The organism is Herbaspirillum sp. (assembly GCF_035644555.1).
Taxonomy (GTDB): Bacteria; Pseudomonadota; Gammaproteobacteria; order Burkholderiales; family Burkholderiaceae_D; genus Herbaspirillum.
The window spans coordinates 53459-75327 of sequence record NZ_DASQOH010000012.1; the positions used below are offsets into that span (position 1 = coordinate 53459).

Genomic DNA, 21869 nt, shown 5'->3' on the forward strand with positions numbered 1-21869 from the left:
TTTAAATTTTATCTATTGAAGGAACGAAAATGGCTGATGGCAAAATCGTTCAGTGTATCGGCGCTGTGGTGGACGTGGAGTTTCCCCGCGATGCGATGCCCAAGGTTTACGATGCCTTGAAATTGGAAGGTTCGGATCTGACCCTGGAAGTCCAGCAGCAGCTGGGTGACGGCGTGGTTCGTACCATTGCGCTCGGTTCGTCGGACGGTCTGCGCCGCGGCCTGACCATCTCGAACACCGGCAAGGCAATCACGGTGCCGGTCGGCACTGCGACCCTGGGCCGCATCATGGACGTGCTGGGCAATCCGATCGATGAATGCGGTCCTGTCTCGCACGAGCAAACCGCTTCGATCCACCGCAAGGCTCCTGCATACGACGAACTGTCGCCCTCGCAAGAGCTGCTGGAAACCGGCATCAAGGTCATTGACCTGGTCTGCCCGTTCGCCAAGGGTGGTAAGGTCGGTCTGTTCGGTGGCGCCGGTGTGGGCAAGACCGTGAACATGATGGAACTGATCAACAACATCGCCAAGGCGCACAGCGGTCTGTCCGTGTTCGCCGGTGTTGGTGAGCGTACCCGTGAAGGTAACGACTTCTATCACGAAATGGCAGAAGCCAAGGTGGTGGACCTGGAAAACCCGGCCAACTCCAAGGTGGCCATGGTCTACGGTCAGATGAACGAACCGCCGGGCAACCGTCTGCGCGTGGCGCTGACCGGCCTGACCATCGCCGAAGGCTTCCGCGATGAAGGCAAGGACGTTCTGTTCTTCGTCGACAACATCTACCGTTACACCCTGGCCGGTACCGAAGTGTCCGCGCTGCTGGGTCGTATGCCGTCCGCCGTGGGCTACCAGCCGACGCTGGCCGAAGAAATGGGCCGTCTGCAAGAGCGCATCACCTCGACCAAGACCGGTTCGATCACCTCGATCCAGGCCGTCTACGTCCCTGCGGATGACTTGACCGACCCGTCGCCGGCAACCACCTTCGCCCACTTGGACTCGACCGTCGTTCTGTCCCGTGACATCGCCTCGCTGGGTATCTACCCCGCCGTCGATCCGCTGGATTCGACCTCGCGCCAGCTGGATCCGCAAGTGGTCGGCCAGGAACACTACGAGACCGCCCGCGCGGTCCAGGGTACCCTGCAGCGCTACAAGGAACTGCGTGACATCATCGCGATTCTGGGCATGGACGAACTGGCTCCGGAAGACAAGCTGCTGGTGGCACGTGCACGTAAGATGCAACGTTTCCTGTCGCAACCCTTCCACGTCGCCGAAGTGTTCACCGGTTCCCCGGGCAAGTACGTTTCGCTGAAGGACACGATCAAGGGCTTCAAGATGATCGCCAGCGGTGAACTGGACCACCTGCCGGAACAAGCGTTCTACATGGTCGGTACCATCGAAGAAGCAATCGAAAAAGCCAAGAAGATCAACTAAGACTGACCGGCTCCGGCTGGTTCCGCTGTTTGGCGGGGCAGGCAGGACAGGGAAGCATTTTTTGATTTTCGGCGCCGCCATCCTTCAGGGTGGCGGTCCATCGACTAGGAAACGACATGGCACATACTATTCACGTGGACGTGGTCTCGGCGGAAGAGGAAATCTTCTCCGGCGAGGCGGAATTCGTCGCGTTGCCGGGCGAAGCGGGTGAGCTGGGTATCTACCCACGTCACACCCCGCTGATCACGCGCATCAAGCCAGGTGCTGTCCGTATCAAGGTGTCGGGTCAGGCGCACGAGGAATTCGTGTTCGTGGCCGGCGGCCTGCTGGAAGTGCAGCCGGACGCCGTGACCGTGCTGGCCGACACCGCGATCCGTGGTGCCGACCTGGACGAAGCCAAGGCCGCCGAAGCCAAGCGTCTGGCCGAGGAAGCGCTGGTCAACCGTGACTCCAAGATCGACCACGCCGCAGCCCAGGCCGAACTGGCCGCCGCCGTGGCACAGTTGGCTGCGATCCAGAAGTTGCGTCAGAAGCGCTGATCGTTCGGCGTGTCCTCGCACAGCGGGGACGAATGCAGTAAATCGAAAGGCAGCCTCGGCTGCCTTTTTTTCATGGTCGTCCTGAGGCCTTCGCGGCCATTCTTAGCCATCTTCGGCTATTCAAGCGCTGAGTCGCTTGCCGGTTTAATCTGCATCAAGCCTGCCCTCGGCGTGCCAGCCACCGTTTCCGTCATCAGGTAAAGTGTGCCCTTCGGTGCGTCGTGGCGAACCAATCGCGTCGGCGTAAATCATTTAGATGAATTGCCTTCTTGAGCCTTGGCTCATCACCAGCAGGAGCAGACATGTCTTCAGTCGTTTCCCCCTCCGCCGCCGCGACCTTGTCGTCCCGGGTCGACGGCAAGCCCATCATCGCCGTGGTCGGCCTGTCCAACCGTCCCGAGCGGGCCAGTTTCGATGTGGCCGCTTACATGCAGTCAGCGGGATACCGTATCGTCGCCGTCAATCCCATGTACAGCGGGCAGACCATCCTCAGCGAGCACTGCCACCCCACTCTTCAGGACGCCAGCGCGGCACTGGCGAAGGAAGGTTTGCGGATCTCGATTGTTGACTGCTTCCGCAAGTCGGCCGATATCCCGCCGGTAGTGGAAGATGCCATCGCCATTGGCGCAGAATGCGTCTGGATGCAGCTCGACATCGTCCATGAAGAGGCCGCAACCCGGGCGCGCGCCGCCGGTCTCAAGGTTGTCATGGACAAGTGCATCAAGATCGAGCACGCCATGGGCCAGTCGCACGGCGTGCTGTAGAGGTCGCACCGGATCATTCCGGAAATCATTTAGATCAATAACGACATAGCGAGACAGCATGGCAAAGAAGATCGGCCCGCAATTCATCGTCCATCCCAAGTTCGTCCTCAAGGAGAGTGAAGCCTCCACCAAGCCGCTTTCCAGCGGCAACAAGGAAAAGGATCGTGCCGCGATCCAGGCGCTGGCGGCGCAGATCGGGCTGCAGCAGCAGATGCTCTATGCCGGGCACAAGCACAAGGTGCTGGTGATCCTGCAAGGCATGGATACCAGCGGCAAGGATGGCACCGTCAATGATGTGTTCGCGGCGGTCAATCCGCAGGGGATACGCATCGCCAATTTCAAGGGGCCGACCGCCATCGAGCTGGCGCACGACTACCTGTGGCGGGTCCATGCCCAGGTACCGGTGGCGGGGGAGATTGCGGTGTTCAATCGCAGCCATTACGAGGATGTGCTGATCACCCGCGTCCATGACTGGATCGATGACAAGGAATGCCAGCGCCGTTACCGCCAGATCAACGACTTCGAGCGCATGCTGTGGGAAACCGGAACGGTGGTGTTGAAGTTCTTCCTGCACATTTCGAAGGCCGAGCAGAAATCACGGCTGCAGTCGCGGCTCGACGATCCCAACAAACACTGGAAATTCGATCCCCAGGACCTGGCCGAGCGCAAGTTCTGGGATGCCTACCAGGCGCGCTACCAGGAAGTGCTGCGCGCCACCAGCACGCTGCACGCGCCATGGTATGTGGTGCCGGCGGACTCCAAGACCCATCGCAACCTGCTGGTGGCCAACCTGGTCCTGGAGGCGCTGCAGAAGCTCAAGCTGAAATTCCCCGATGCCAAGCCCGAACTGAAGAACCTCAAGTTCGACTGAGCGGGCCGGTCTCGGGTTGGCGTTTTACTTCAGCCACTTGTCAAAGATCTGCTGGTATTCGCCGGTGGCCTTGGCCAGGTGCAGCCAGGTATCGACGTAGGCCTTGAAGGCAACATCCCCGCGCGGCAGCAGATAGGCCTTCTCGGCGAACTGCAGTGGCTGGTCGGGCGTCACCGGGCACAGTTCCGGATGCAGCTTGGACTGCCACATCGTCTCGCTGGCGTCCGTCACCATGACGTCGGCCTTGCCATCGACGATCTGCTGGAAGATGGTCACGTTGTCCGGATGCAGCAGCAGCGTGGCGCGCTTGTAGCGGGCACGGGCGAAGCGCTCGTTGGTGCCGCCCGGATTGACGATGGCGCGGGTGCCGGGCTGGTCGATCATATCGAAGTTGCGGAACTTCTCCTTGTCGGCACATCGGATGATGGGCGCCTTGCCGTCCACCATGGTCGGCTCCGAGAAGGACGCCTTGCGGGCGCGGTCCAGCGTGATCGAGACCCCGCCCATGGCGATGTCGCACTGGGCGATGAAGTCGTTCATCAGCGTGCTCCAGGTGGTCTTGATGAACTGTGCTTCCACGCCCAGGGACTTGGCCAGCGACTGGCCCAGTTCCACGTCCATGCCCTCGAAGGTCTGGTCGGGGCGATAGTAGGTGAAGGGCTTGTAGTCACCGGTCATGCAGATGCGCAGCTTGCCGGCCTTGAGCACCTGGTCCAGGCGCGAGGCCGGGACGTTGTCCTCGGCACGGGCCGATGACAAGGTCAGTGACAGCACCGCCAGACCTGCCAGCAGGACGGCGCGGATAGTGTTCTTCATGGATTCTCCTTGTGGATGATAGCGCGGGATCGGCCCGATCTCAGTTCGGTTCTTGTTGATTTGATAGGCCGGCTGGGCGAGCACTTCGCCAGCCGGGCCATCATAGCAAAACCCGCTGCCACGACCTGCATCAATATCAGCGTACGCTGATAGCGACAATTAGGCCGGAAGCCCCGCTCGTAGGATGCGATAATGCCGGATTGTCCTCAGAGCGCATTGCAGGCCGACCATGTCTTCTTCCACGTCTCCGTCCACCTCTCAGTCCACCTTCGCTCCGCTGAAGAACGATACTTTCCTGCGAGCCTTGTTGCGCCAGCCCACCGACTACACGCCGCTGTGGCTGATGCGTCAGGCTGGCCGCTATCTGCCCGAATACCGCGCCACCCGCAGTCGCGCCGGTTCCTTCATGGGCCTGGCGACCAACCCGGACTATGCGACCGAAGTCACGCTGCAGCCGCTGGAGCGCTATCCCCTCGATGCCGCCATCCTGTTCTCGGACATCCTCACCGTTCCCGACGCCATGGGTCTGGGCCTTTATTTCGCCGAGGGCGAGGGCCCCAAGTTCGAGCGTCCCCTGCGTGATGAAGCCGCGATCCGTGCGCTGCAGGCCCCGGACCTGGAGCGCCTGGATTACGTCTTCAAGGCTGTCACCCAGATCCGGCGCGAGCTCGATGGCCGGGTTCCGCTGATCGGCTTCTCCGGCAGCCCCTGGACGCTGGCCTGCTACATGGTCGAAGGCGGTGGCTCGGACGATTTCCGCCTGGTCAAGAGCATGCTCTACAGCCGCCCTGACCTGATGCATCACATCCTCAGCACCAACGCCGCTGCCGTGGCCGCCTACCTGAACGCGCAGATCGCCGCCGGTGCGCAGGCCGTGATGATCTTTGATACCTGGGGTGGTGCGCTGGCCGACGGCATCTACCAGCAATACTCCCTGGCCTATATGCAGCAGGTGGTCAGCCAGCTCCAGCGCAAGCAGGATGGCCAGCAGATTCCGGTGATTGTCTTCACCAAGGGCGGTGGCCTGTGGCTGGAGCAGATCGCCGCCATCGGCGCCGACGCCGTAGGCCTGGACTGGACCGTCAACCTGGGTGACGCAAGGCGCCGTGTGGGCGACAAGGTCGCCCTGCAAGGCAACCTGGACCCCAACGTCCTCTTCGCCGGCGACGACGCCATCCGCGCTGAAGTCCGCAAGCTGCTGGAGTCATTCGGACGTCCTGGCCCCGGCAGTGGCCACGTCTTCAATCTGGGCCATGGCATCTCCCAGCACACCCCGCCGCAAGCCGTGGCGACCCTGGCGCAGGCGGTGCACGAGATGAGTCGTGCCATGCGCGGTTGATCGTGCGCGTATCTGTCGTTATCTGTTCATATCTGTGCAGCGGGATAAGTTAATATGCACATCCTTGCCGGTCGGACTTGACTTATGCACATTCGCCGGTGTTTTCTGATTGAGAATCAAACTTATTGGAATATGAACGACAAGTGTAAGACGGTGTTTGTAAGTCCTTGATTTTCATGGATTTATTTTTGTCGAATAAATGCCTGGTCTGTCCGTAAGCCGCTGTGGTCGTAGCTCTCGGAATTGTCAAGAGGCACTTGTCAACAAAGTTATCCACAGGCGCTGTGCATAATGCGCAAAAGCGTTTACAAAACCGCCGCTTATCGAAGTATTTGAAGAATTACTTTAAGTTTGTAGGACAGTACGCGCAGCTCGGTGCAGGAAAAAGCCAGGGTTTTTTTGTCAGTCAGGACTTGACAAATGCCTTCCGCCTGATCCGCAAACGGGGACTTATGCACATAAAAGGCATGCCGCATCTGCACAAACCGTCTAAGCAAATTTTTTTCCCATGCTAAGACGGACAATTTTAAGTCATTGATTTTATTGGACTAATTTATTGCCCTGCATTTGGGCAGCGCGCCGTAAGCCTCGCCCAGTCTACTCGTGGCGATGTCAAGAGCCATTTGTCCCCAAAGTTATCCACAGGGTTTGTGGATAGGTTGAAAAATGACGATTAAACCGGGGCTTAGGCCGGTTTTTCAGGATTTACATTAAGTTCGTGGAACAACGTCTGCTTCAGGTCGCGCTCGATACGCCCCTGCATACCGTCTTTGATTACCGCTGGAAGGCCAGTTCGCCGGATGAGCCGTTGCCGGCGATCGGCCAGCTGGTGGTGGTCCCCTTCGGCCGCCGCGAAGCCGTCGGCGTGGTCGTCGGCCAGGATGCGCAGACCGACCTGCAGGCCGACAAGATCAAGGATGTCATCGCCGTGCGCCGCCAGCTGCCGCCGATGTCAGCGCATTGGCTGGCACTGTGCGGCTTCGCCGCCGATTACTACCAGCGTCCGCTGGGCGAGGTGATGCTGCCAGGCTTGCCCAAGAATCTGCGCGCCCTGAGCACGGTGGCACTGGACAAGGCGCTCAAGGCGCTGGGCCGCTTCGCCCCGGAGGCCAAGGCCAAGCCGAAGTCGAAGAAAAAGCCTGCTCCCGCAGCCATACCTGATGCCGACTCCACCGTCGCCAGTCCTGCGGCCACGCCCGATCCCCTGCAACTGGGGGCCGCCCCGGCGCTGAATCCGTCCCAGCAGGAAGCGGTGGAGGCCATCGCCGGTGCTGAAGGCTTTGCGCCGCTACTGCTATATGGCGTCACCGGCAGCGGCAAGACCGAGGTCTACCTGCAGGCCGCCGCCGCCATCCTGCGTCGCGCCGCCGACCAGGCCGGGCCGCCGCACGCTGGGCAGCCCGCGCCCGCCCAGATCCTGGTGTTGGTGCCGGAAATCAACCTGACCCCGCAACTGGAAGGCAATATCCGGGCGCGCTTCCCGCACCTGAACGTGGTAGCGCTGCACAGCGGCCTGGCCGAGGGCGAGCGCGCCCGCAACTGGCTGGCCGCCCATCTCGGGCAGGCGCACATCGTGCTGGGGACGCGGCTGGCGATCCTGTCGTCGCTGCCGTCACTGAAGCTCATCGTCATCGACGAGGAACACGACCCGTCCTACAAGCAGCAGGAGGGCTTGCGCTACTCCGCACGTGACCTGGCCGTCTGGCGCGCGCACCAGCTGGGCATCCCGGTGGTGCTGGGTTCGGCCACGCCCTCGCTGGAAACCTGGCAGCACGCCCAGGCCGGCCGCTACCGCCGCCTGGAACTGCGCCAGCGCGCTGCGCTGCAGGCCGTGCTGCCCAGCGTCAAGGTGATCGACATGGAGCGCGACAAGCCCGTCGACGGCCTCACATCAACCCTGATCGCGGCCGTGCGCAAGCGCCTGGAGCAGGGCGAGCAGTCGCTGCTGTTCCTCAACCGGCGTGGCTATGCGCCGGTGCTGGCCTGCGATGCCTGCGGCTGGATCAGCAACTGCATGCGCTGCGATGCCTTCATGGTGGTGCATCGCCCCGAGCGCCGCCTGCGCTGCCACCATTGCAGCCTGGAACTGCACATTCCACGCGCCTGCCCGACCTGCGGCAATGTCGACCTGCAACCGTTGGGACGCGGCACCCAGCGGGTCGAAGAGGGCCTGCATGGCATCTTCCCCGAGGCCCGCATCCTGCGTATCGATGCCGATTCCACTCGTCTCAAGGGCTCGGCCCAGAGCGCCTTCGACAGTGTGCACCGGGGCGAGGTCGATATCCTGATCGGCACCCAGATGGTGGCCAAGGGGCATGACTTCAAAAAGCTCACCCTGGTGGGCGTGCTCAATCCCGACACCGCCCTGTTCTCGCACGACTACCGCGCCAGCGAGCGCCTGTTCGCGCAACTGATGCAGGTGGCCGGCCGCGCCGGCCGTGCCGGGCTGTCGGCCGATGGCAGTTCGGGCGAAGTGCTGATCCAGACCCGCTATCCGCATCACCCGCTGTACCAGGCCGTGATCCGCCACGACTACGATGGCTTTGCCGGTGAATTGCTGGACGAGCGGCGCCAGGCGCATTTCCCGCCCTTCATGTATCAGGCACTGTTGCGCGCCGAAGGTCGCGAACTGGAGATCGCCATGGGCTTCCTGAAGGAAGCGGCCACCTTGCTGGACGCCCCGGCCATCACCATCAACGAACCGATCCCGATGACCATGATGCGGGTGGCCAATGTCGAGCGTGCCCAATTGCTGATCGAATGTCCCTCGCGCCCGACCCTGCAGGCTTTCCTCAAGGAATGGCTAGCCTTGTTGCGGCAGATGAAGACCCGCGCGCGCTGGTCGCTGGAAGTCGATCCGGTCGATATCTGAGACGGCCCGGGCCGGTTTTTGTTGTGATTACGGCATCTTTGCCTCGGCAGGGCGCCGGACTGCGCGCAAGCCGCTTGTTCATGCAGCCAACACGGTACGCCTAGCCGGTATAATCTCGGCTGCTCAACCAATTGCAAGCGATCCCTCCGCGCGGCGCCTCACAGCCGGTCCAGCGCCACGGCCGCTTCCGCTTTACCCCTCATTCCCATGCTCGCACAACAGAAACAACGCATCTCTGACCTGTTCTCGTCCGCCCTGCAGCCGCTGCTGGCCGACAGCGGCCTGACGCCGACCATCACCCTGGAGCGCCCGCGTGACGCCTCGCACGGCGACATCGCCTGCAACATCGCCATGCAGCTGGCCAAGCCGCTCAAGAAGAATCCGCGTGAACTGGCGCAAGCCATCGTGGCCGCCGTGATGGCCGACCCGGCCCGCGAAGGCCTGGTGGAGTCGGTCGAGATCGCCGGTCCGGGCTTCATCAACCTGCGCGTGGCTGCCGCCGCCAAGCAGGCCGTGGTCAAGGCGATCCACGAACAGGGTGAGACGTTCGGCCGTGGCACTGCAGGCGCCGGCAAGAAGGTGCTGGTCGAGTTCGTCTCCGCCAACCCCACCGGCCCGCTGCACGTGGGCCACGGTCGCCAGGGTGCGCTGGGCGATGCGTTGTCTTCGCTGCTGGAAGTGCAGGGCTACGATGTCCTGCGCGAGTTCTACTACAACGACGCCGGTGTCCAGATCGCTACGCTGGCAAGCTCGGTGCAAGCGCGTGCCCGCGGCTTCAAGCCGGGCGATGCGCAATGGCCGGAATCGGCCTACAACGGTGATTACATCGCCGACATCGCCCGCGACTTCCTGGACAAGAAGACGGTCGCCGCCAGCGATGGCGAACCCGTCACCGGCAGCGGTGATGTCGAAGACATCGAGTCGATCCGTCGCTTCGCCGTCGCCTACCTGCGTCATGAGCAGGACCTGGACCTGCAGGCCTTCGGCGTGAAGTTCGACAACTACTACCTGGAGTCCTCGCTCTACGCCGACGGCAAGGTGGCCGCCGCCGTGGACGCGCTGGTCAAGGCCGGCAAGACCTACGAGCAGGATGGCGCGCTGTGGCTGCGCACCACCGACTATGGCGACGACAAGGATCGCGTCATGAAGAAGACCGACGGCACCTATACCTACTTTGTGCCCGATGTCGCCTACCACATCAACAAGTGGCAACGTGGCTACGGCAAGGTCATCAATATCCAGGGCAGCGACCACCACGGTACCATCGCCCGCGTACGCGCCGGCCTGCAGGCCGCCGGCGTGGGCATCCCGCAGGGCTATCCCGACTACGTGCTGCACAAGATGGTCACCGTCATGCGCAATGGCGAAGAGGTCAAGATCTCCAAGCGCGCCGGTTCCTACGTCACTCTGCGTGACCTGATCGAATGGTCGGCCGGCGAGGCCGTCGAAGGCCAGGAACGCGACCTCACCCGCGGCCGCGATGCGGTGCGCTTCTTCCTCATCTCGCGCAAGGCCGATACCGAGTTCGTCTTCGACGTCGACCTGGCCCTGGCCCAGTCCGACGAAAACCCGGTCTACTACGTGCAATACGCCCATGCCCGCATCTGCACCGTGCTGGCCAAGTGGGGCGGCAACGAGGATGAGCTCAAGGACGTGAGCGACCTGTCGCCGCTGACCGCTCCGCGCGAAGCGACCCTGCTGGCCAAGCTGGCCGAGTATCCGGACATGCTGGCGCATGCCCTGCAGGAGCTGGGACCGCACCAGGTCGCCTTCTACCTGCGCGATCTGGCAGGCGAACTGCATAGCTACTACAATGCGGAACGCGTACTGGTCGACGATGTCCCAACCAGGTCCGCACGTCTGGCGCTGTTGTCCGCCACCCGTCAGGTACTGCGCAACGGCCTGGCCCTGCTGGGCGTATCGGCTCCGGCCAGAATGTAAACAAGCAGCTAAAGAGAAACGTGAAACCGTTGAACGCGAAATATCACAAGCAGGCCGGCGGTACGCTGCTCGGCCTGATCCTGGGTTTGATCGTCGGCCTGGGCATCGCCGTGGGTGTGGCGCTGATGATCACCAAGTCGCCCATCCCCTTCGTCAATAAGGTCGCCCGTCCTGAACGGGCCGATCCCACCCCGGCGCAGGCCGCCGACCCCAACCGTCCGCTCTACGGCAACCGCGATATCGCCCGCGAGGCCGCGCGCGACCAGCAGCAATCGCAGACGCCGGTGCCGCCCAATACCGCCGCCGCCCAGCCGGTGCCGCCAGTGGCGCCGGCACCGCAGCCCACGACTGCGCCGGCCAAGCAGCCTGACACCAAGACGGCGGACGCCAAGCCCTCTGCCGCTGCGCCGTCGGCCTCCAAGAACGACAGCAACGACGACAAGTGGACCTACTTCCTGCAGACCGGCGCCTTCCGTGACCAGGCCGATGCCGAGAGCGCCCGCGCCAAGCTGGCCCTGCTCGGGTTCGAAGCCCGCGTCACCGAACGCACTGCTGACAGCGGCGTGCTCTATCGCGTACGCATCGGTCCCTTCGACCATGCCGAAGCGATGAACCGCACGCGCAGCAAGCTGTCCGATAACGGGGTCGATGCCGCCATCGTGCGCATTCCCAAGTAATCCAAGGCGCACCGACGCTGCCGGCGGCAAGGGATGGCCGTTCGGCACAGCGGGGCGCAGACCGGCGCACTGGCCGGTTCACATGACTATCCATCAGAGAGGGTAATACCATGCGTTTCCATCAAAAGCTGCTGGCAGCCGTCAGCTTTGGCGTACTGGCCTTCACCGCCAGCGTCGGCGCCTCGGCCTCGCCTGCCAATCCGCAAGTGGGCAGCGACTACCGCGTGCTGGAACAGGCCCAGCCGACTGATTCCGGCAACAAGGTCGAAGTCACCGAATTCTTCTGGTTCGACTGCCCGCACTGCGCCGCATGGGATCCTTCGCTGACCGCCTGGGTCAAGAAGCAAGGCGACAAGATCAACTTCAAGAAGGTGCCGGTGGCCTTCCGCGACAGCTTCGTGCCGCAGCAGAAGCTGTACTACACGCTGGAAGCCATGGGCAAGGCGGATGAGCTGACCCCCAAGATCTTCCACGCCATCCACGTCGAGAACCAGCGCATCAACACCGACAAGACCATCCTGGCCTACATCGAGAAGATCGGCCTGGACAAGCAGAAATTCCTCGACCTGTACAACTCCTTCGGCATCCAGACCAAGGCCCGGCGCGCCGCCCAGCTGCAGGAAGCCTACAAGGTCGACGGCGTACCCATGATCGCCATCGATGGCCGCTACGTGACTTCGCCGGCCGTGGTCGGCGTGGCCCTGGCCAACCAGCCCGAGTCGATGCAGCAGGCTGCTGCCCTGCAGGTGATGGATCATCTGGTGGCCAAGGTCGCCGCCGAGAAGGCCGCTGGCGGCGCTGCAGCCAAAAAGAAGTAAGCTTCACCTGTCCTGCACGGTCCGCGTCCGCAAGGCCGCGGACCGTTGTCATTTGAGCCCGGGCATGTTCGACCGGTCGCAACCCTTCATATACCCTCAGGAGCCGGCATGGCCACCCTTCCCGTCGTCGCAGCCCAGGAACGCGTCTTCCTGACCGGAGCTTCCAGCGGCATCGGCATGGCCCTGGCGCGCGCCTATGCACAGCGTGGCGCGGTCCTGGGTCTGGTGGCCCGGCGTGGCGCCGAGCTCGACGCCTTGCGCGCCAGCCTGCCGCATCCTGAACGGCATCGCGTGTATGCGCTCGATGTCACTGATCACGCCGCCCTGGCCACTGCCGCAGAGTCTTTCATGACCGAGTTCGGTGGCGCCGACGTGGTCATCGCCAACGCCGGCATCTCCCAAGGCACGCTCACCGAATACCAGGAAGACCTGCGCGCCTTCGAGCGCATCCTGGCCGTCAATGTCACCGCCACCTTCGCCACCTTCACGCCCTTCGTGGCGCGCATGAAGGCACAACCCGAGGCACAGCGTCGCCGCTGCCGCCTGGTCGGCATCGGCAGCGTGGCCGGCATCCGTGGTCTGCCCGGTGCCGAGGCCTATAGCGCCTCCAAGGCTGCCGTGATCAACTACTGCGAATCGCTGCGGGTGGAATTGCGCACCTCCGGCATCAAGGTCGTGACCATCGCACCCGGCTACATCGACACCCCCATGACCCGCGTGAACACCTACCGCATGCCCTTCCTGATGCCGGTGGAACGCTTCGCCGAACGCGCCCTGCAGAGCATCGCCGACGGCGTCAGCTACCGTGTCATTCCCTGGCAGATGGGGGTGGTGGCCAAGCTGCTCAGGCTGCTGCCGAACTGGCTGTACGATATGGCCTTCGCCCGCGCCCCGCACAAGCCTCGTAATCTCTAGCCACCCGACATCGCGGCGCCCGGCGCCGCCTCTGGAGTTTTTCATGAAGATCATTTTCGCCGGCACGCCGGAATTTGCCGCCGTTGCCCTCGAAGCCCTGTACGCCGCCGGTCACGAGATCACCCTGGTCCTGACCCAGCCTGACCGTCCGGCCGGACGCGGCATGCAGCTGCAGGCCTCGCCGGTCAAGCAATGCGCGTTGAAGCACGGCACGCCGGTGGCGCAGCCGGTCTCGCTGCGCCTGAACGGCAAGTACCCCGAGGTCGCGCAAGAAGCGCATGCGCTGCTGCAATCGACCCCGCATGACGTGATGGTGGTGGCCGCCTATGGCCTGATCCTGCCGCGCAGCGTGCTCGACATCCCGCGTTACGGCTGCATCAACATCCACGGCTCGCTCCTGCCGCGCTGGCGCGGCGCCGCCCCCATCCACCGCGCCATCGAGGCCGGCGACACCGAGACCGGTATCACCATCATGCAGATGGAAGAAGGACTGGATACCGGCCCGATGATGTTGATCGAAAGCCTGCCCATCACTGACGAGGACACCACCGGCAGCCTGCATGACAAGCTCGCCGCGCTGGGCGGCCGGATGATCGTGGAAGCGATGGAAAAGCTGGCGCAGGGCGCATTGTCGGCCACGCCGCAACCGGACGAGGGCGCCAACTACGCCGCCAAGATCGCCAAGGAAGAGGCTGCGCTGGACTTCAGCCAGAGCGCGCAACAACTGGCGCGCCGCATCCGCGCCTTCAATCCCTTCCCCGGCGCCACTGGCCGCTTCGGCGACACCGTGGTCAAGCTGTGGCAGGCGCGTCCGGTGACCGTGGCGCAGCAGGGCGAACCCGGCCAGGTATTGTCGGCTGATGCCCAGGGCGGAATCGTGGTGGCCTGCGGCGAAGGCGCACTGCTGCTGACCGAATTGCAGAAGCCCGGCGGCAAGCGCCTGCCGGCGGCGGAATTCCTGAAGGGTTTCCCGCTGGAAGGCGGCCGCTTCGCCTGAGCGGGTGGGCTCAGGCGTATTGCTTGAGCACGTGCGGCAGATGCCGCCAGAACAGCTCTGCGCCCAGGTGGACGCGGGCCTGCCAGTCATCGGCGGCATCGTCGTCGGCACCGTCGGTGACGAACTTGAAGGCCCGCCAGGGCAGCCCGAAATGGTGGCAGACACGGGCGATGGCAAACAACTCCATGTCCACCAGGTCGACCCCCTGCGCCACCAGCCAGTCGTCGGCTGCGGTGACGAAGCTGTCGCCGGTGCCGCACAGCACGCCGGGATGGCCGGATTCCAGGCGCGGCGGTTGCTGCTCCAGGTTCATCAGCGGCGTCACGCCGCGCGGCGCCAGCGGCATGGCCGCCATGTCGCGCTGGATCACCGCCGCCACTTCCAGCAGGCCGTCGTGTAGCGGATCGATCTTGCCAGCGGTACCGAAGTTGATCACCAGGCGCGGCTGCCGCTCCAGGATGGCCCGGGTGGCATGCAGCGCGGCATTGATCTTGCCGACACCGCAATAGAGCAGCTCTACGCCATCAGGCGCGTCAGTGGCCTGGAGTTCGCTTTCCAGGGCGGTCAGGATGAGGATGGGGCGAGGCGCTGTCATCTTTGTCAACAGTTAATGGATTGCAAGCAAACCCAGCCGCAAAGGCCGGCTGGCGCGGGGGGGTAGGGCGCTTTCGCGTATAATCTGGCTCTCATTTTTGCCTGTAAAACCGGTCGGTCCACGGTGGGTCCAGACCGGTTTTTTTGTCCCGCCAAAGCGTGGACAGTCCCGCAGACAGGCCCGCATTGTTGCCGCAACCAGAGAAAAACGCCAGATGAAGCCGAACGAACTGTGCCAGACCGAATTGCTGCTGCGCGACCTGATGTCGCAGCGCATCCTCATCCTCGATGGTGCCATGGGCACCATGATCCAGCGCTACAAGCTGAGCGAAGAGGATTATCGTGGCCAGCGTTTTGCCGACTTCAGCGTTCCCGGCAAGGAGATGTTCGTCAAGGGCAACAACGAGTTGCTCTCGCTGACCCAGCCGCACATCATCCAGGAAATCCACGAGCAATACCTGGCCGCCGGTGCCGACCTGATCGAGACCAATACCTTCGGCGCCACCAGCGTGGCCCAGGACGATTACCACATGGCGCATCTGGTCTACGAGATGAACCTGGAATCGGCCCGCCTGGCCCGCGCCGCCTGCGACAAGTATTCGACCCCGGACAAGCCGCGCTTCGTGGCCGGCGCCCTTGGCCCCACGCCCAAGACTGCATCGATTTCTCCTGACGTCAACGATCCGGCAGCGCGCAACGTAACTTTCGATCAACTGGTGACTGCGTACCTGGAACAGACGCGCGCGCTGGTCGAAGGTGGCGCCGACGTGCTGCTGGTCGAGACCATCTTCGATACCCTGAACTGCAAGGCTGCGCTGTTCGCCATCGATACCTTCTTCGAGGAAAGCGGCAAGCGCCTGCCCATCATGATTTCCGGTACCGTCACCGACGCCTCCGGCCGCATCCTGTCGGGCCAGACCGTGACCGCCTTCTGGAATTCCATCCGTCACGCTCGCCCGCTGACGGTGGGCCTGAATTGCGCGCTGGGTGCAGCCCTCATGCGCCCCTATGCGGAAGAACTGTCGCGCATCGCCGATACCTACGTCTGCATCTACCCCAACGCCGGCCTGCCCAATCCGATGAGCGACACCGGCTTCGATGAAACCCCTGACGTCACCTCGGCCCTGCTGAAGGAATTCGCCGAGAGCGGCTTCGTCAACGTCGCCGGTGGCTGCTGCGGCACCACGCCGCCGCACATCAAGGCCATTGCCGAGACGGTGGCCACCATCGCTCCGCGCAAGGTCCCGGAAACCACTCATGAGATGCGCCTGTCGGGCCTGGAGCCCTTCACCATCAATGATGAATCGCTGTACGTCAATGTCGGCGAGCGCACCAACGTCACCGGTTCCAAGGCCTTTGCCCGCCTGATCTTGAACGAGCAGTACGACGAAGCCCTGGCCGTGGCCCGCCAGCAGGTCGAGAACGGCGCGCAGATCATCGACATCAACATGGACGAGGCGATGCTCGATTCGGTCGCCGCCATGACGCGCTTCCTGAACCTGATCGCCTCCGAGCCGGACATCGCCCGCGTGCCCATCATGATCGACTCCTCCAAGTGGGAAGTCATCGAAGCCGGTCTCAAGTGCGTGCAGGGCAAGTCCATCGTCAATTCCATCTCGATGAAGGAAGGCGAAGAGAAATTCCTGCGCGAAGCCAAGCTGTGCCGTCGCTACGGCGCTGCCGTAATCGTCATGGCCTTCGACGAAGTGGGCCAGGCCGATACCTTCGCGCGCAAGATCGAAATCTGCGAGCGCGCCTATCGCCTGCTGGTGGACAAGCTGGACTTCCCGCCGGAAGACATCATCTTCGACCCCAACATCTTCGCGGTGGCAACGGGTATTGAGGAACACAACAACTACGCGGTCGACTTCATCGAAGCCACGCGCTGGATCCACGAGAACCTGCCCTACGCCAAGATCAGCGGCGGTGTCTCCAACGTGTCCTTCAGCTTCCGCGGCAACGACCCGGCGCGCGAGGCCATCCACACGGTCTTCCTGTACCACGCCATCAAGGCCGGCATGACCATGGGCATCGTCAATGCCGGCATGATCGGCGTCTATGACGACCTGCCGGCCGAACTGCGCGAGCGCGTGGAAGACGTGGTGCTGAACCGCCGCGACGACGCCACCGAGCGCATGATCGAATACGCCGCCACCCTGAAGGCCGGCGACAAGAAGGAAGAAGCCACCCTGGAATGGCGCAGCGAACCGGTCGCCAAGCGCCTCTCGCATGCGCTGGTGCACGGCATCACGCAATGGATCGTGGAAGACACCGAAGAGGCGCGCCAGCAGATCGCCGCCGATGGTGGCCGTCCCATCCATGTCATCGAAGGCCCGCTGATGGACGGCATGAACGTGGTCGGCGACCTGTTCGGCCAGGGCAAGATGTTCCTGCCGCAGGTGGTCAAGTCGGCCCGCGTGATGAAGCAGGCCGTGGCCCACCTGATCCCCTTCATCGAGGAAGAAAAGCGCCAGCTGGAAATCACCACCGGCGAGGTCGCCAAGCCCAAGGGCAAGATCGTGATCGCCACCGTCAAGGGCGACGTCCACGACATCGGCAAGAACATCGTCACCGTGGTCCTCCAGTGCAACAACTTCGAAGTGGTCAACATGGGCGTGATGGTGCCCTGCGCCGAGATCCTGGCCAAGGCCAAGGAAGAGAAGGCCGACATCATCGGCCTGTCCGGCCTGATCACGCCCTCGCTGGAAGAGATGGCCTACGTGGCCAAGGAAATGCAGCGCGACCCGTATTTCGCCGGCATCAAGATGCCGCTCATGATCGGTGGCGCCACCACCTCGCGCGCGCACACGGCGGTCAAGATCGCGCCCAACTACGAAGGCCCGGTGGTCTACGTGCCGGACGCCTCGCGTGCCGTGTCGGTGGCGCAATCGCTGCTGGCCGACGAGCAGAAGACACAGTACGTCAGCGAACTCAACGCCGACTACGAACGCATCCGCGAGCAGCACGCAAGCAAGAAGGCCGCACCCATGCTGTCGCTGGCAGCCGCCCGCGCCAACAAGACCCGGCTCGACTTCGCACCGGTCAAGCCCAAGTTCATCGGCCGTCGTCTGTTCAAGAATGTCGACCTGGGCCTGCTGGCCAACTATATCGACTGGGGCCCGTTCTTCCAGACCTGGGACCTGGCCGGACCTTATCCCGCCATCCTGAGCGATGAGGTCGTGGGGGAAGCCGCTACCAAGGTCTTCGAAGAAGCCCAGGCCATGCTCAAGAAGATCATCGATGGCCGCTGGCTCACCGCCAATGGTGTCATCTCGCTGCTGCCGGCCAATACCGTCAATGACGACGACATCGAGATCTATACCGACGACAGCCGCAGCCAGGTCGCCTTCACCTACTACGGCCTGCGCCAGCAGACCGAGAAGCCGGTGGTCGATGGCGTGGCGCGTCCCAACCAGTGCCTGTCGGACTTCATCGCGCCCAAGGACTCGGGCGTGCAGGACTACATCGGCATGTTCGCTGTCACCGCCGGCTTGGGTATCGAGAAGTACGAAAAGCGCTTCGAGGATGCGCATGACGATTACTCCTCCATCATGCTCAAGGCCCTGGCCGACCGCCTGGCCGAAGCCTTCGCCGAATACCTGCACGAGCGCGTGCGCAAGGACCTGTGGGGCTATGCCGCCGACGAGCAGTTGAGCAGCACCGACCTGATCAAGGAAAAATACCTCGGCATCCGCCCCGCACCCGGCTATCCGGCCTGCCCGGAGCACACCGTCAAGGCTGACGCTTTCCGCACCATGCAGTGCGACGAGATCGGCATGCAGCTGACCGAGTCCTATGCCATGTTCCCGGGGGCGTCGGTGTCGGGCTTCTACTTTGCCCATCCGCAGTCGAAGTACTTCGTGGTCGGCAAGATCGGCGCCGACCAGGTCGAGGACATGGCCCGCCGTCGCCAGGTGTCCAGGGACGAGCTGGAACGCTGGCTCGCGCCCAACCTGTAAGTCCTCCCATGCCCGGCCTGCGCGCCGGGCAGTTTTTCCTGTGGCTTGTATTCGGCAGCCGTCCTGCTATCATCCACGCCCGCCGTTCCGTAGCCCTTGCTTTAGCCATGATCGATTCCGCTGACCACGTCACCCATGCACTGCCCGTGACCGTGGCCACGCGCCTGCACTTCACGGACGGCAAGTCGCGCGCCATCTTCACCGTGGACCTGGTCCAGGACCTGCTGGGCGACTGGGTGCTCACTCAGGCCTGGGATGGCGCCGAAGGCCGCAGCGCGGTGCGCCGCGTGGTGGTCGAGGGCCACGAACGGGGCCTGCAGATGCTGCAGAAGATCGCCCGCCACAAGGAGCGCCTGGGCTTTCGCCAGGTCCACCTGTACCACGTGGGCTGAGCCCGCTGCAGCGCCGCCGCCATTGGCTCATCTGCAAGGCGGCGCGACCCATGTTAGGCTAGTCGGCCCGCACCAGTCGGGTGCAATTCTTGCGCGGCAGATAAAAACCAGAAACGCCGCTGCAAACGACAAGAACACAAGACCCGCTTGAGATAAAGATATAAATAATTACTCCGGAGACCGACCGTGCCACCCTCATTGCCCCCAGAGCCTGCTGCCGTTGACCGTCATCAGGTCGATTCCTCCTATGCCGTGCTGCGCCTGTGTATCACCATGGTCTTGATGGTCGTCGGGGCCAGCGGCATGTACGTGATGGCGGTGGTGCTGCCGGCGGTGCAGGCGCATTTCCAGGTGGATCGTGGCCTGGCGTCCATGCCCTACACGCTGACCATGCTCGGCGTGGGCGTGGGTGGCCTGCTGATGGGTCGCATGGCCGACCGCTCCGGCATCATGCGCCCCCTGCTGCTGGGCGGCGTCTGCCTGGGCGGAGGATTTATCGCTGCAGCGCTGGCGCCCAATATCTGGTTCTTCATGGCGGCGCACTGTGTGCTGATCGGCCTGCTGGGGACGGCCTGTACCTTTTCCCCGCTGGTAGCCGACACCTCGCTGTGGTTCCGCAAGCGACGCGGTATCGCCGTGGCGGTATGCGCCAGCGGCAACTACCTGGGTGGCGCGATCTGGCCACCCATCGTCCAGCATTTCGTCGACAGTGTCGGCTGGCAGCAGACCTATATCGGCCTGGGCATCACCTGTACGCTGATCATGTGCTCATTGGCCCTGCTGATGCGCGCCCGTCCTCCGGTGCAGGAAAGTGGCACGACCGGCGCCCGCATCGGCGGCGGACCGCGTCCCTTCGGCCTCTCGCCCGGTGCGGCGCAGTTGCTGCTATGCGTGGCCGGTGTGGCCTGTTGCGTGGCCATGGCCATGCCCCAGGTACACATCGTGGCCTACTGCGGCGATCTCGGTTACGGTCCGGCGCGGGGTGCCCAGATGCTGTCACTGATGCTGGCCTGCGGCGTGGTCAGCCGCCTGGTCTCGGGCGCCATCTGCGACCGCATCGGCGGCCTGCGCACGCTGTTGCTGGGTTCCATGCTGCAGGGCCTGTCGCTGCTGCTGTTCATCCCCTTCGACAGCCTGGCTTCGCTGTACATCATCTCGGCACTGTTCGGCCTGTTCCAGGGTGGCATCGTGCCGTCCTACGCCATCATCGTGCGCGAATACTTCCCGGCCGCCGAAGCCGGCCAGCGGGTGGGGGCGGTCATCATGGCGACCATGTTCGGCATGGCCCTGGGCGGCTGGATGTCGGGCAAGATCTTCGACCTGACCGGCTCCTATCACGCCGCCTTCGCCAACGGCATCGCCTGGAACCTACTCAACCTCGGAATCGCGGTCCTGCTGCTGACCCGTGTGCGCGGCATGCGGTTGCGGGCGGCCTGATCGGGCCAGCAGCGCGGCGAACATCGGGCGCGCAGCACGGTCGTAGTTGGCAGCGTAGCGGCTTTCAGCTACGCTGCCGGGTCAACCGATCAATGCATTTCCGAGCGCCCATTCCGCCATGTTCATCCTCTTCCTCAAGGCTGTGGTCCTGATCCCGATCACGCTGTTGCCCATCCTCAATCCGCTGGGTATCGCGCCGGTATTCGCCAACCTGCTGGGCAACGTCAGCCGCAGCACCGAAAAGCGCATCGCGCGCCAGGTAGCCATCAATTGCTGGTTCATGCTGGTGGCGGCGATCTTCATCGGTTCGCACGTGCTGACCTTCTTCGGTATCTCGCTGCCCATCGTGCGCGTGGGCGGTGGCCTGCTGGTGGCGGTGTCGGGCTGGAAGCTGCTCAACGACAACAGCCAGGACAGTTCCATCCCCACCCAGGTCGCCAAGACCTATGACGAAGACCTGCCCGACGAAGAGATCAAGGCGCGCAGCTTCTATCCCATGAGCTTTCCCCTCACCGTGGGACCAGGCACGATTGCCGCCTCCATTACGCTGGGTGCCAATACGCCCACGCGCCTGCTGGACTGGGTGATTTCGGTGGGCAGCGCGGCGCTGGGTGCGGCCCTGACGGCGCTGGTGATCTTCCTCTGCTACAACTACGCCCACAAGCTGGTCAACCTGATGGGGCGCCTGGGCACCATGGTGGTGCTGCGCCTGTCGGCCTTCATCCTGCTGTGCATCGGGATCCAGATCTTCTGGTCGGGCATGGCGGCCCTGCTGGCCGAGGCAGGGATCAGCGGGGTCGCGCCATAAGGCAAGGGATAAGGGGTAAGGCGGCTACTTCAGCCAGCCCAGTTCATCCAGCGCGTCCTGTACCAGCTCCAGGCGCAGCACGGGGTTGTCCAGCGCCAGCAGGCTCTGCTTGAGTTCGACGGTGATGGGCATCATCTCGGCCCAGCGGTTGGCGACCCAGCCGCAGTCGTCCAGCCGGTAGGGCGCGGCAATCGGCACTTCGCTTTCGGGCAGGCCCTGGCGCAGCACCGATTGCAGCAGATTGTCCAGCGCCTGCGCGGTATTGCCCAGTTCCTCGGGAATCGTCACCGCGCGATCGGCTTCCATCATTTCCACCTGGGCCGTCCACAGACCGTGTTTCTGCTGCTCGGCCTGCAGGATGCGGAAACGCTCGCCGCCCAGGCAGGCCACGCGCATCAGGCCGGGCGAGGGCGTGCTCCATTCCTTGATGCGCGCCATGGTGCCGACGCCGACGAAGCGCTCGCTTTGCCCCGGCCGGCGCACTTCAGAGCCTTCGGTCAGCGCCACCACGCCGAAGCCGCTGCCCTCGGCGATACACTTGCCTATCATGTCCAGATAGCGCACCTCGAAGATCTGCAACGGTAGCCGCCCTTCGGGAAAGAGCGTGCTGGCCAGCGGAAACAGCGGGATGGTCTGCGCCGAGATCGGCGGGCGCGGGGTAGCGGGGGCAGCGGGCATCATCACTCCTGATGGCGATCAG

At 63.5% G+C, this 21869-nt stretch carries 18 protein-coding genes; 15 read left to right on the forward strand and 3 right to left on the reverse strand.

Annotation, left to right across the window (positions count from 1 at the left end):
* The first annotated feature begins 29 nt into the window (after positions 1-29).
* The 4 genes from atpD to VE092_RS04165 all read left to right on the forward strand — a co-directional run bounded on the left by atpD (position 30) and on the right by VE092_RS04165 (position 3604).
* Positions 30-1430 (forward strand): F0F1 ATP synthase subunit beta, encoded by a 1401-nt coding sequence (gene atpD, locus VE092_RS04150; RefSeq protein ID WP_006461339.1) that lies wholly within the window; start codon positions 30-32, stop codon positions 1428-1430.
* 116 nt (positions 1431-1546) lie between these two features.
* Positions 1547-1969, forward strand: coding sequence for a F0F1 ATP synthase subunit epsilon (locus VE092_RS04155; protein WP_006461340.1), 423 nt, complete (start codon positions 1547-1549; stop codon positions 1967-1969).
* A 302-nt stretch (positions 1970-2271) separates the two neighbouring features.
* On the forward strand, positions 2272-2733 hold the full coding sequence (locus tag VE092_RS04160; protein WP_324874097.1) for a CoA-binding protein: 462 nt from the start codon (positions 2272-2274) through the stop codon (positions 2731-2733).
* A 58-nt stretch (positions 2734-2791) separates the two neighbouring features.
* The gene (locus VE092_RS04165; RefSeq protein WP_324874099.1) at positions 2792-3604 is read left to right on the forward strand and encodes a PPK2 family polyphosphate kinase; all 813 of its coding nucleotides are present in this window, start codon (positions 2792-2794) and stop codon (positions 3602-3604) included.
* A 24-nt stretch (positions 3605-3628) separates the two neighbouring features.
* Here VE092_RS04165 and VE092_RS04170 read toward each other — a convergent pair whose 3' ends face one another.
* Complete coding sequence (locus tag VE092_RS04170) at positions 3629-4420, reverse strand: transporter substrate-binding domain-containing protein (RefSeq protein ID WP_324874101.1); 792 nt, start codon at positions 4418-4420, stop codon at positions 3629-3631.
* Between the two features lie 229 nt (positions 4421-4649).
* Here VE092_RS04170 and hemE point away from each other — a divergent pair, with 229 nt between their 5' ends.
* From hemE to fmt, 7 genes are all read left to right on the forward strand, one after another.
* A complete protein-coding gene (hemE, locus tag VE092_RS04175; protein ID WP_324874103.1) occupies positions 4650-5759 on the forward strand; it encodes a uroporphyrinogen decarboxylase in 1110 nt (369 codons plus the stop codon).
* A gap of 718 nt (positions 5760-6477) precedes the next feature.
* Positions 6478-8631, forward strand: coding sequence for a primosomal protein N' (locus tag VE092_RS04180; RefSeq protein WP_324874105.1), 2154 nt, complete (start codon positions 6478-6480; stop codon positions 8629-8631).
* Positions 8632-8838: 207 nt separating this feature from the next.
* Positions 8839-10572 (forward strand): arginine--tRNA ligase, encoded by a 1734-nt coding sequence (gene argS, locus VE092_RS04185; protein ID WP_324874107.1) that lies wholly within the window; start codon positions 8839-8841, stop codon positions 10570-10572.
* A 20-nt stretch (positions 10573-10592) separates the two neighbouring features.
* On the forward strand, positions 10593-11249 hold the full coding sequence (locus VE092_RS04190) for an SPOR domain-containing protein (RefSeq protein WP_324874109.1): 657 nt from the start codon (positions 10593-10595) through the stop codon (positions 11247-11249).
* 110 nt (positions 11250-11359) lie between these two features.
* Positions 11360-12067, forward strand: a complete 708-nt coding sequence (locus VE092_RS04195; protein ID WP_324874111.1) for a thiol:disulfide interchange protein DsbA/DsbL — start codon at positions 11360-11362, stop codon at positions 12065-12067.
* A 108-nt stretch (positions 12068-12175) separates the two neighbouring features.
* A complete protein-coding gene (locus VE092_RS04200) occupies positions 12176-12982 on the forward strand; it encodes an SDR family oxidoreductase (RefSeq protein ID WP_324874113.1) in 807 nt (268 codons plus the stop codon).
* A 43-nt stretch (positions 12983-13025) separates the two neighbouring features.
* Positions 13026-13979, forward strand: coding sequence for a methionyl-tRNA formyltransferase (gene fmt, locus VE092_RS04205; RefSeq protein ID WP_324874115.1), 954 nt, complete (start codon positions 13026-13028; stop codon positions 13977-13979).
* 10 nt (positions 13980-13989) lie between these two features.
* On the opposite strand, the gene VE092_RS04210 is transcribed toward fmt, so the two are convergent.
* Positions 13990-14574 carry a 5'-methylthioadenosine nucleosidase gene (locus tag VE092_RS04210; protein ID WP_324874117.1) on the reverse strand — a complete coding sequence of 195 codons (585 nt, stop codon included), beginning with the start codon at positions 14572-14574 and terminating at the stop codon, positions 13990-13992.
* A gap of 214 nt (positions 14575-14788) precedes the next feature.
* Here VE092_RS04210 and metH point away from each other — a divergent pair, with 214 nt between their 5' ends.
* From metH to VE092_RS04230, 4 genes are all read left to right on the forward strand, one after another.
* Entirely contained in the window at positions 14789-18532 is a 3744-nt protein-coding gene (gene metH / locus VE092_RS04215; RefSeq protein WP_324874119.1) for a methionine synthase, read from the forward strand.
* Positions 18533-18639: 107 nt separating this feature from the next.
* Entirely contained in the window at positions 18640-18924 is a 285-nt protein-coding gene (locus tag VE092_RS04220) for a hypothetical protein (RefSeq protein ID WP_324874121.1), read from the forward strand.
* A 273-nt stretch (positions 18925-19197) separates the two neighbouring features.
* On the forward strand, positions 19198-20361 hold the full coding sequence (locus VE092_RS04225; RefSeq protein ID WP_274620020.1) for an MFS transporter: 1164 nt from the start codon (positions 19198-19200) through the stop codon (positions 20359-20361).
* 118 nt (positions 20362-20479) lie between these two features.
* Positions 20480-21169: a MarC family protein gene (locus tag VE092_RS04230; RefSeq protein WP_324874124.1), complete on the forward strand. Its 690-nt coding sequence runs from the start codon at positions 20480-20482 to the stop codon at positions 21167-21169.
* A gap of 24 nt (positions 21170-21193) precedes the next feature.
* Here VE092_RS04230 and VE092_RS04235 read toward each other — a convergent pair whose 3' ends face one another.
* Positions 21194-21847, reverse strand: a complete 654-nt coding sequence (locus VE092_RS04235) for an LON peptidase substrate-binding domain-containing protein (protein ID WP_324874126.1) — start codon at positions 21845-21847, stop codon at positions 21194-21196.
* Between the last annotated feature and the right edge of the window lie 22 nt (positions 21848-21869).

Coding starts and splice junctions, on each gene's coding strand:
- VE092_RS04195 (WP_324874111.1), top strand. CDS start 11,360: ATGCGTTTCCATCAAAAGCTGCTGGCAGCCGTCAGCTTTGGCGTACTG.
- VE092_RS04165 (WP_324874099.1), top strand. CDS start 2,792: ATGGCAAAGAAGATCGGCCCGCAATTCATCGTCCATCCCAAGTTCGTC.
- VE092_RS04235 (WP_324874126.1), bottom strand. CDS start 21,847: ATGCCCGCTGCCCCCGCTACCCCGCGCCCGCCGATCTCGGCGCAGACC.
- fmt (WP_324874115.1), top strand. CDS start 13,026: ATGAAGATCATTTTCGCCGGCACGCCGGAATTTGCCGCCGTTGCCCTC.
- argS (WP_324874107.1), top strand. CDS start 8,839: ATGCTCGCACAACAGAAACAACGCATCTCTGACCTGTTCTCGTCCGCC.
- VE092_RS04220 (WP_324874121.1), top strand. CDS start 18,640: ATGATCGATTCCGCTGACCACGTCACCCATGCACTGCCCGTGACCGTG.
- VE092_RS04200 (WP_324874113.1), top strand. CDS start 12,176: ATGGCCACCCTTCCCGTCGTCGCAGCCCAGGAACGCGTCTTCCTGACC.
- VE092_RS04170 (WP_324874101.1), bottom strand. CDS start 4,420: ATGAAGAACACTATCCGCGCCGTCCTGCTGGCAGGTCTGGCGGTGCTG.
- VE092_RS04230 (WP_324874124.1), top strand. CDS start 20,480: ATGTTCATCCTCTTCCTCAAGGCTGTGGTCCTGATCCCGATCACGCTG.
- hemE (WP_324874103.1), top strand. CDS start 4,650: ATGTCTTCTTCCACGTCTCCGTCCACCTCTCAGTCCACCTTCGCTCCG.
- VE092_RS04160 (WP_324874097.1), top strand. CDS start 2,272: ATGTCTTCAGTCGTTTCCCCCTCCGCCGCCGCGACCTTGTCGTCCCGG.
- VE092_RS04155 (WP_006461340.1), top strand. CDS start 1,547: ATGGCACATACTATTCACGTGGACGTGGTCTCGGCGGAAGAGGAAATC.
- atpD (WP_006461339.1), top strand. CDS start 30: ATGGCTGATGGCAAAATCGTTCAGTGTATCGGCGCTGTGGTGGACGTG.
- VE092_RS04225 (WP_274620020.1), top strand. CDS start 19,198: ATGGTCTTGATGGTCGTCGGGGCCAGCGGCATGTACGTGATGGCGGTG.
- metH (WP_324874119.1), top strand. CDS start 14,789: ATGAAGCCGAACGAACTGTGCCAGACCGAATTGCTGCTGCGCGACCTG.
- VE092_RS04210 (WP_324874117.1), bottom strand. CDS start 14,574: ATGACAGCGCCTCGCCCCATCCTCATCCTGACCGCCCTGGAAAGCGAA.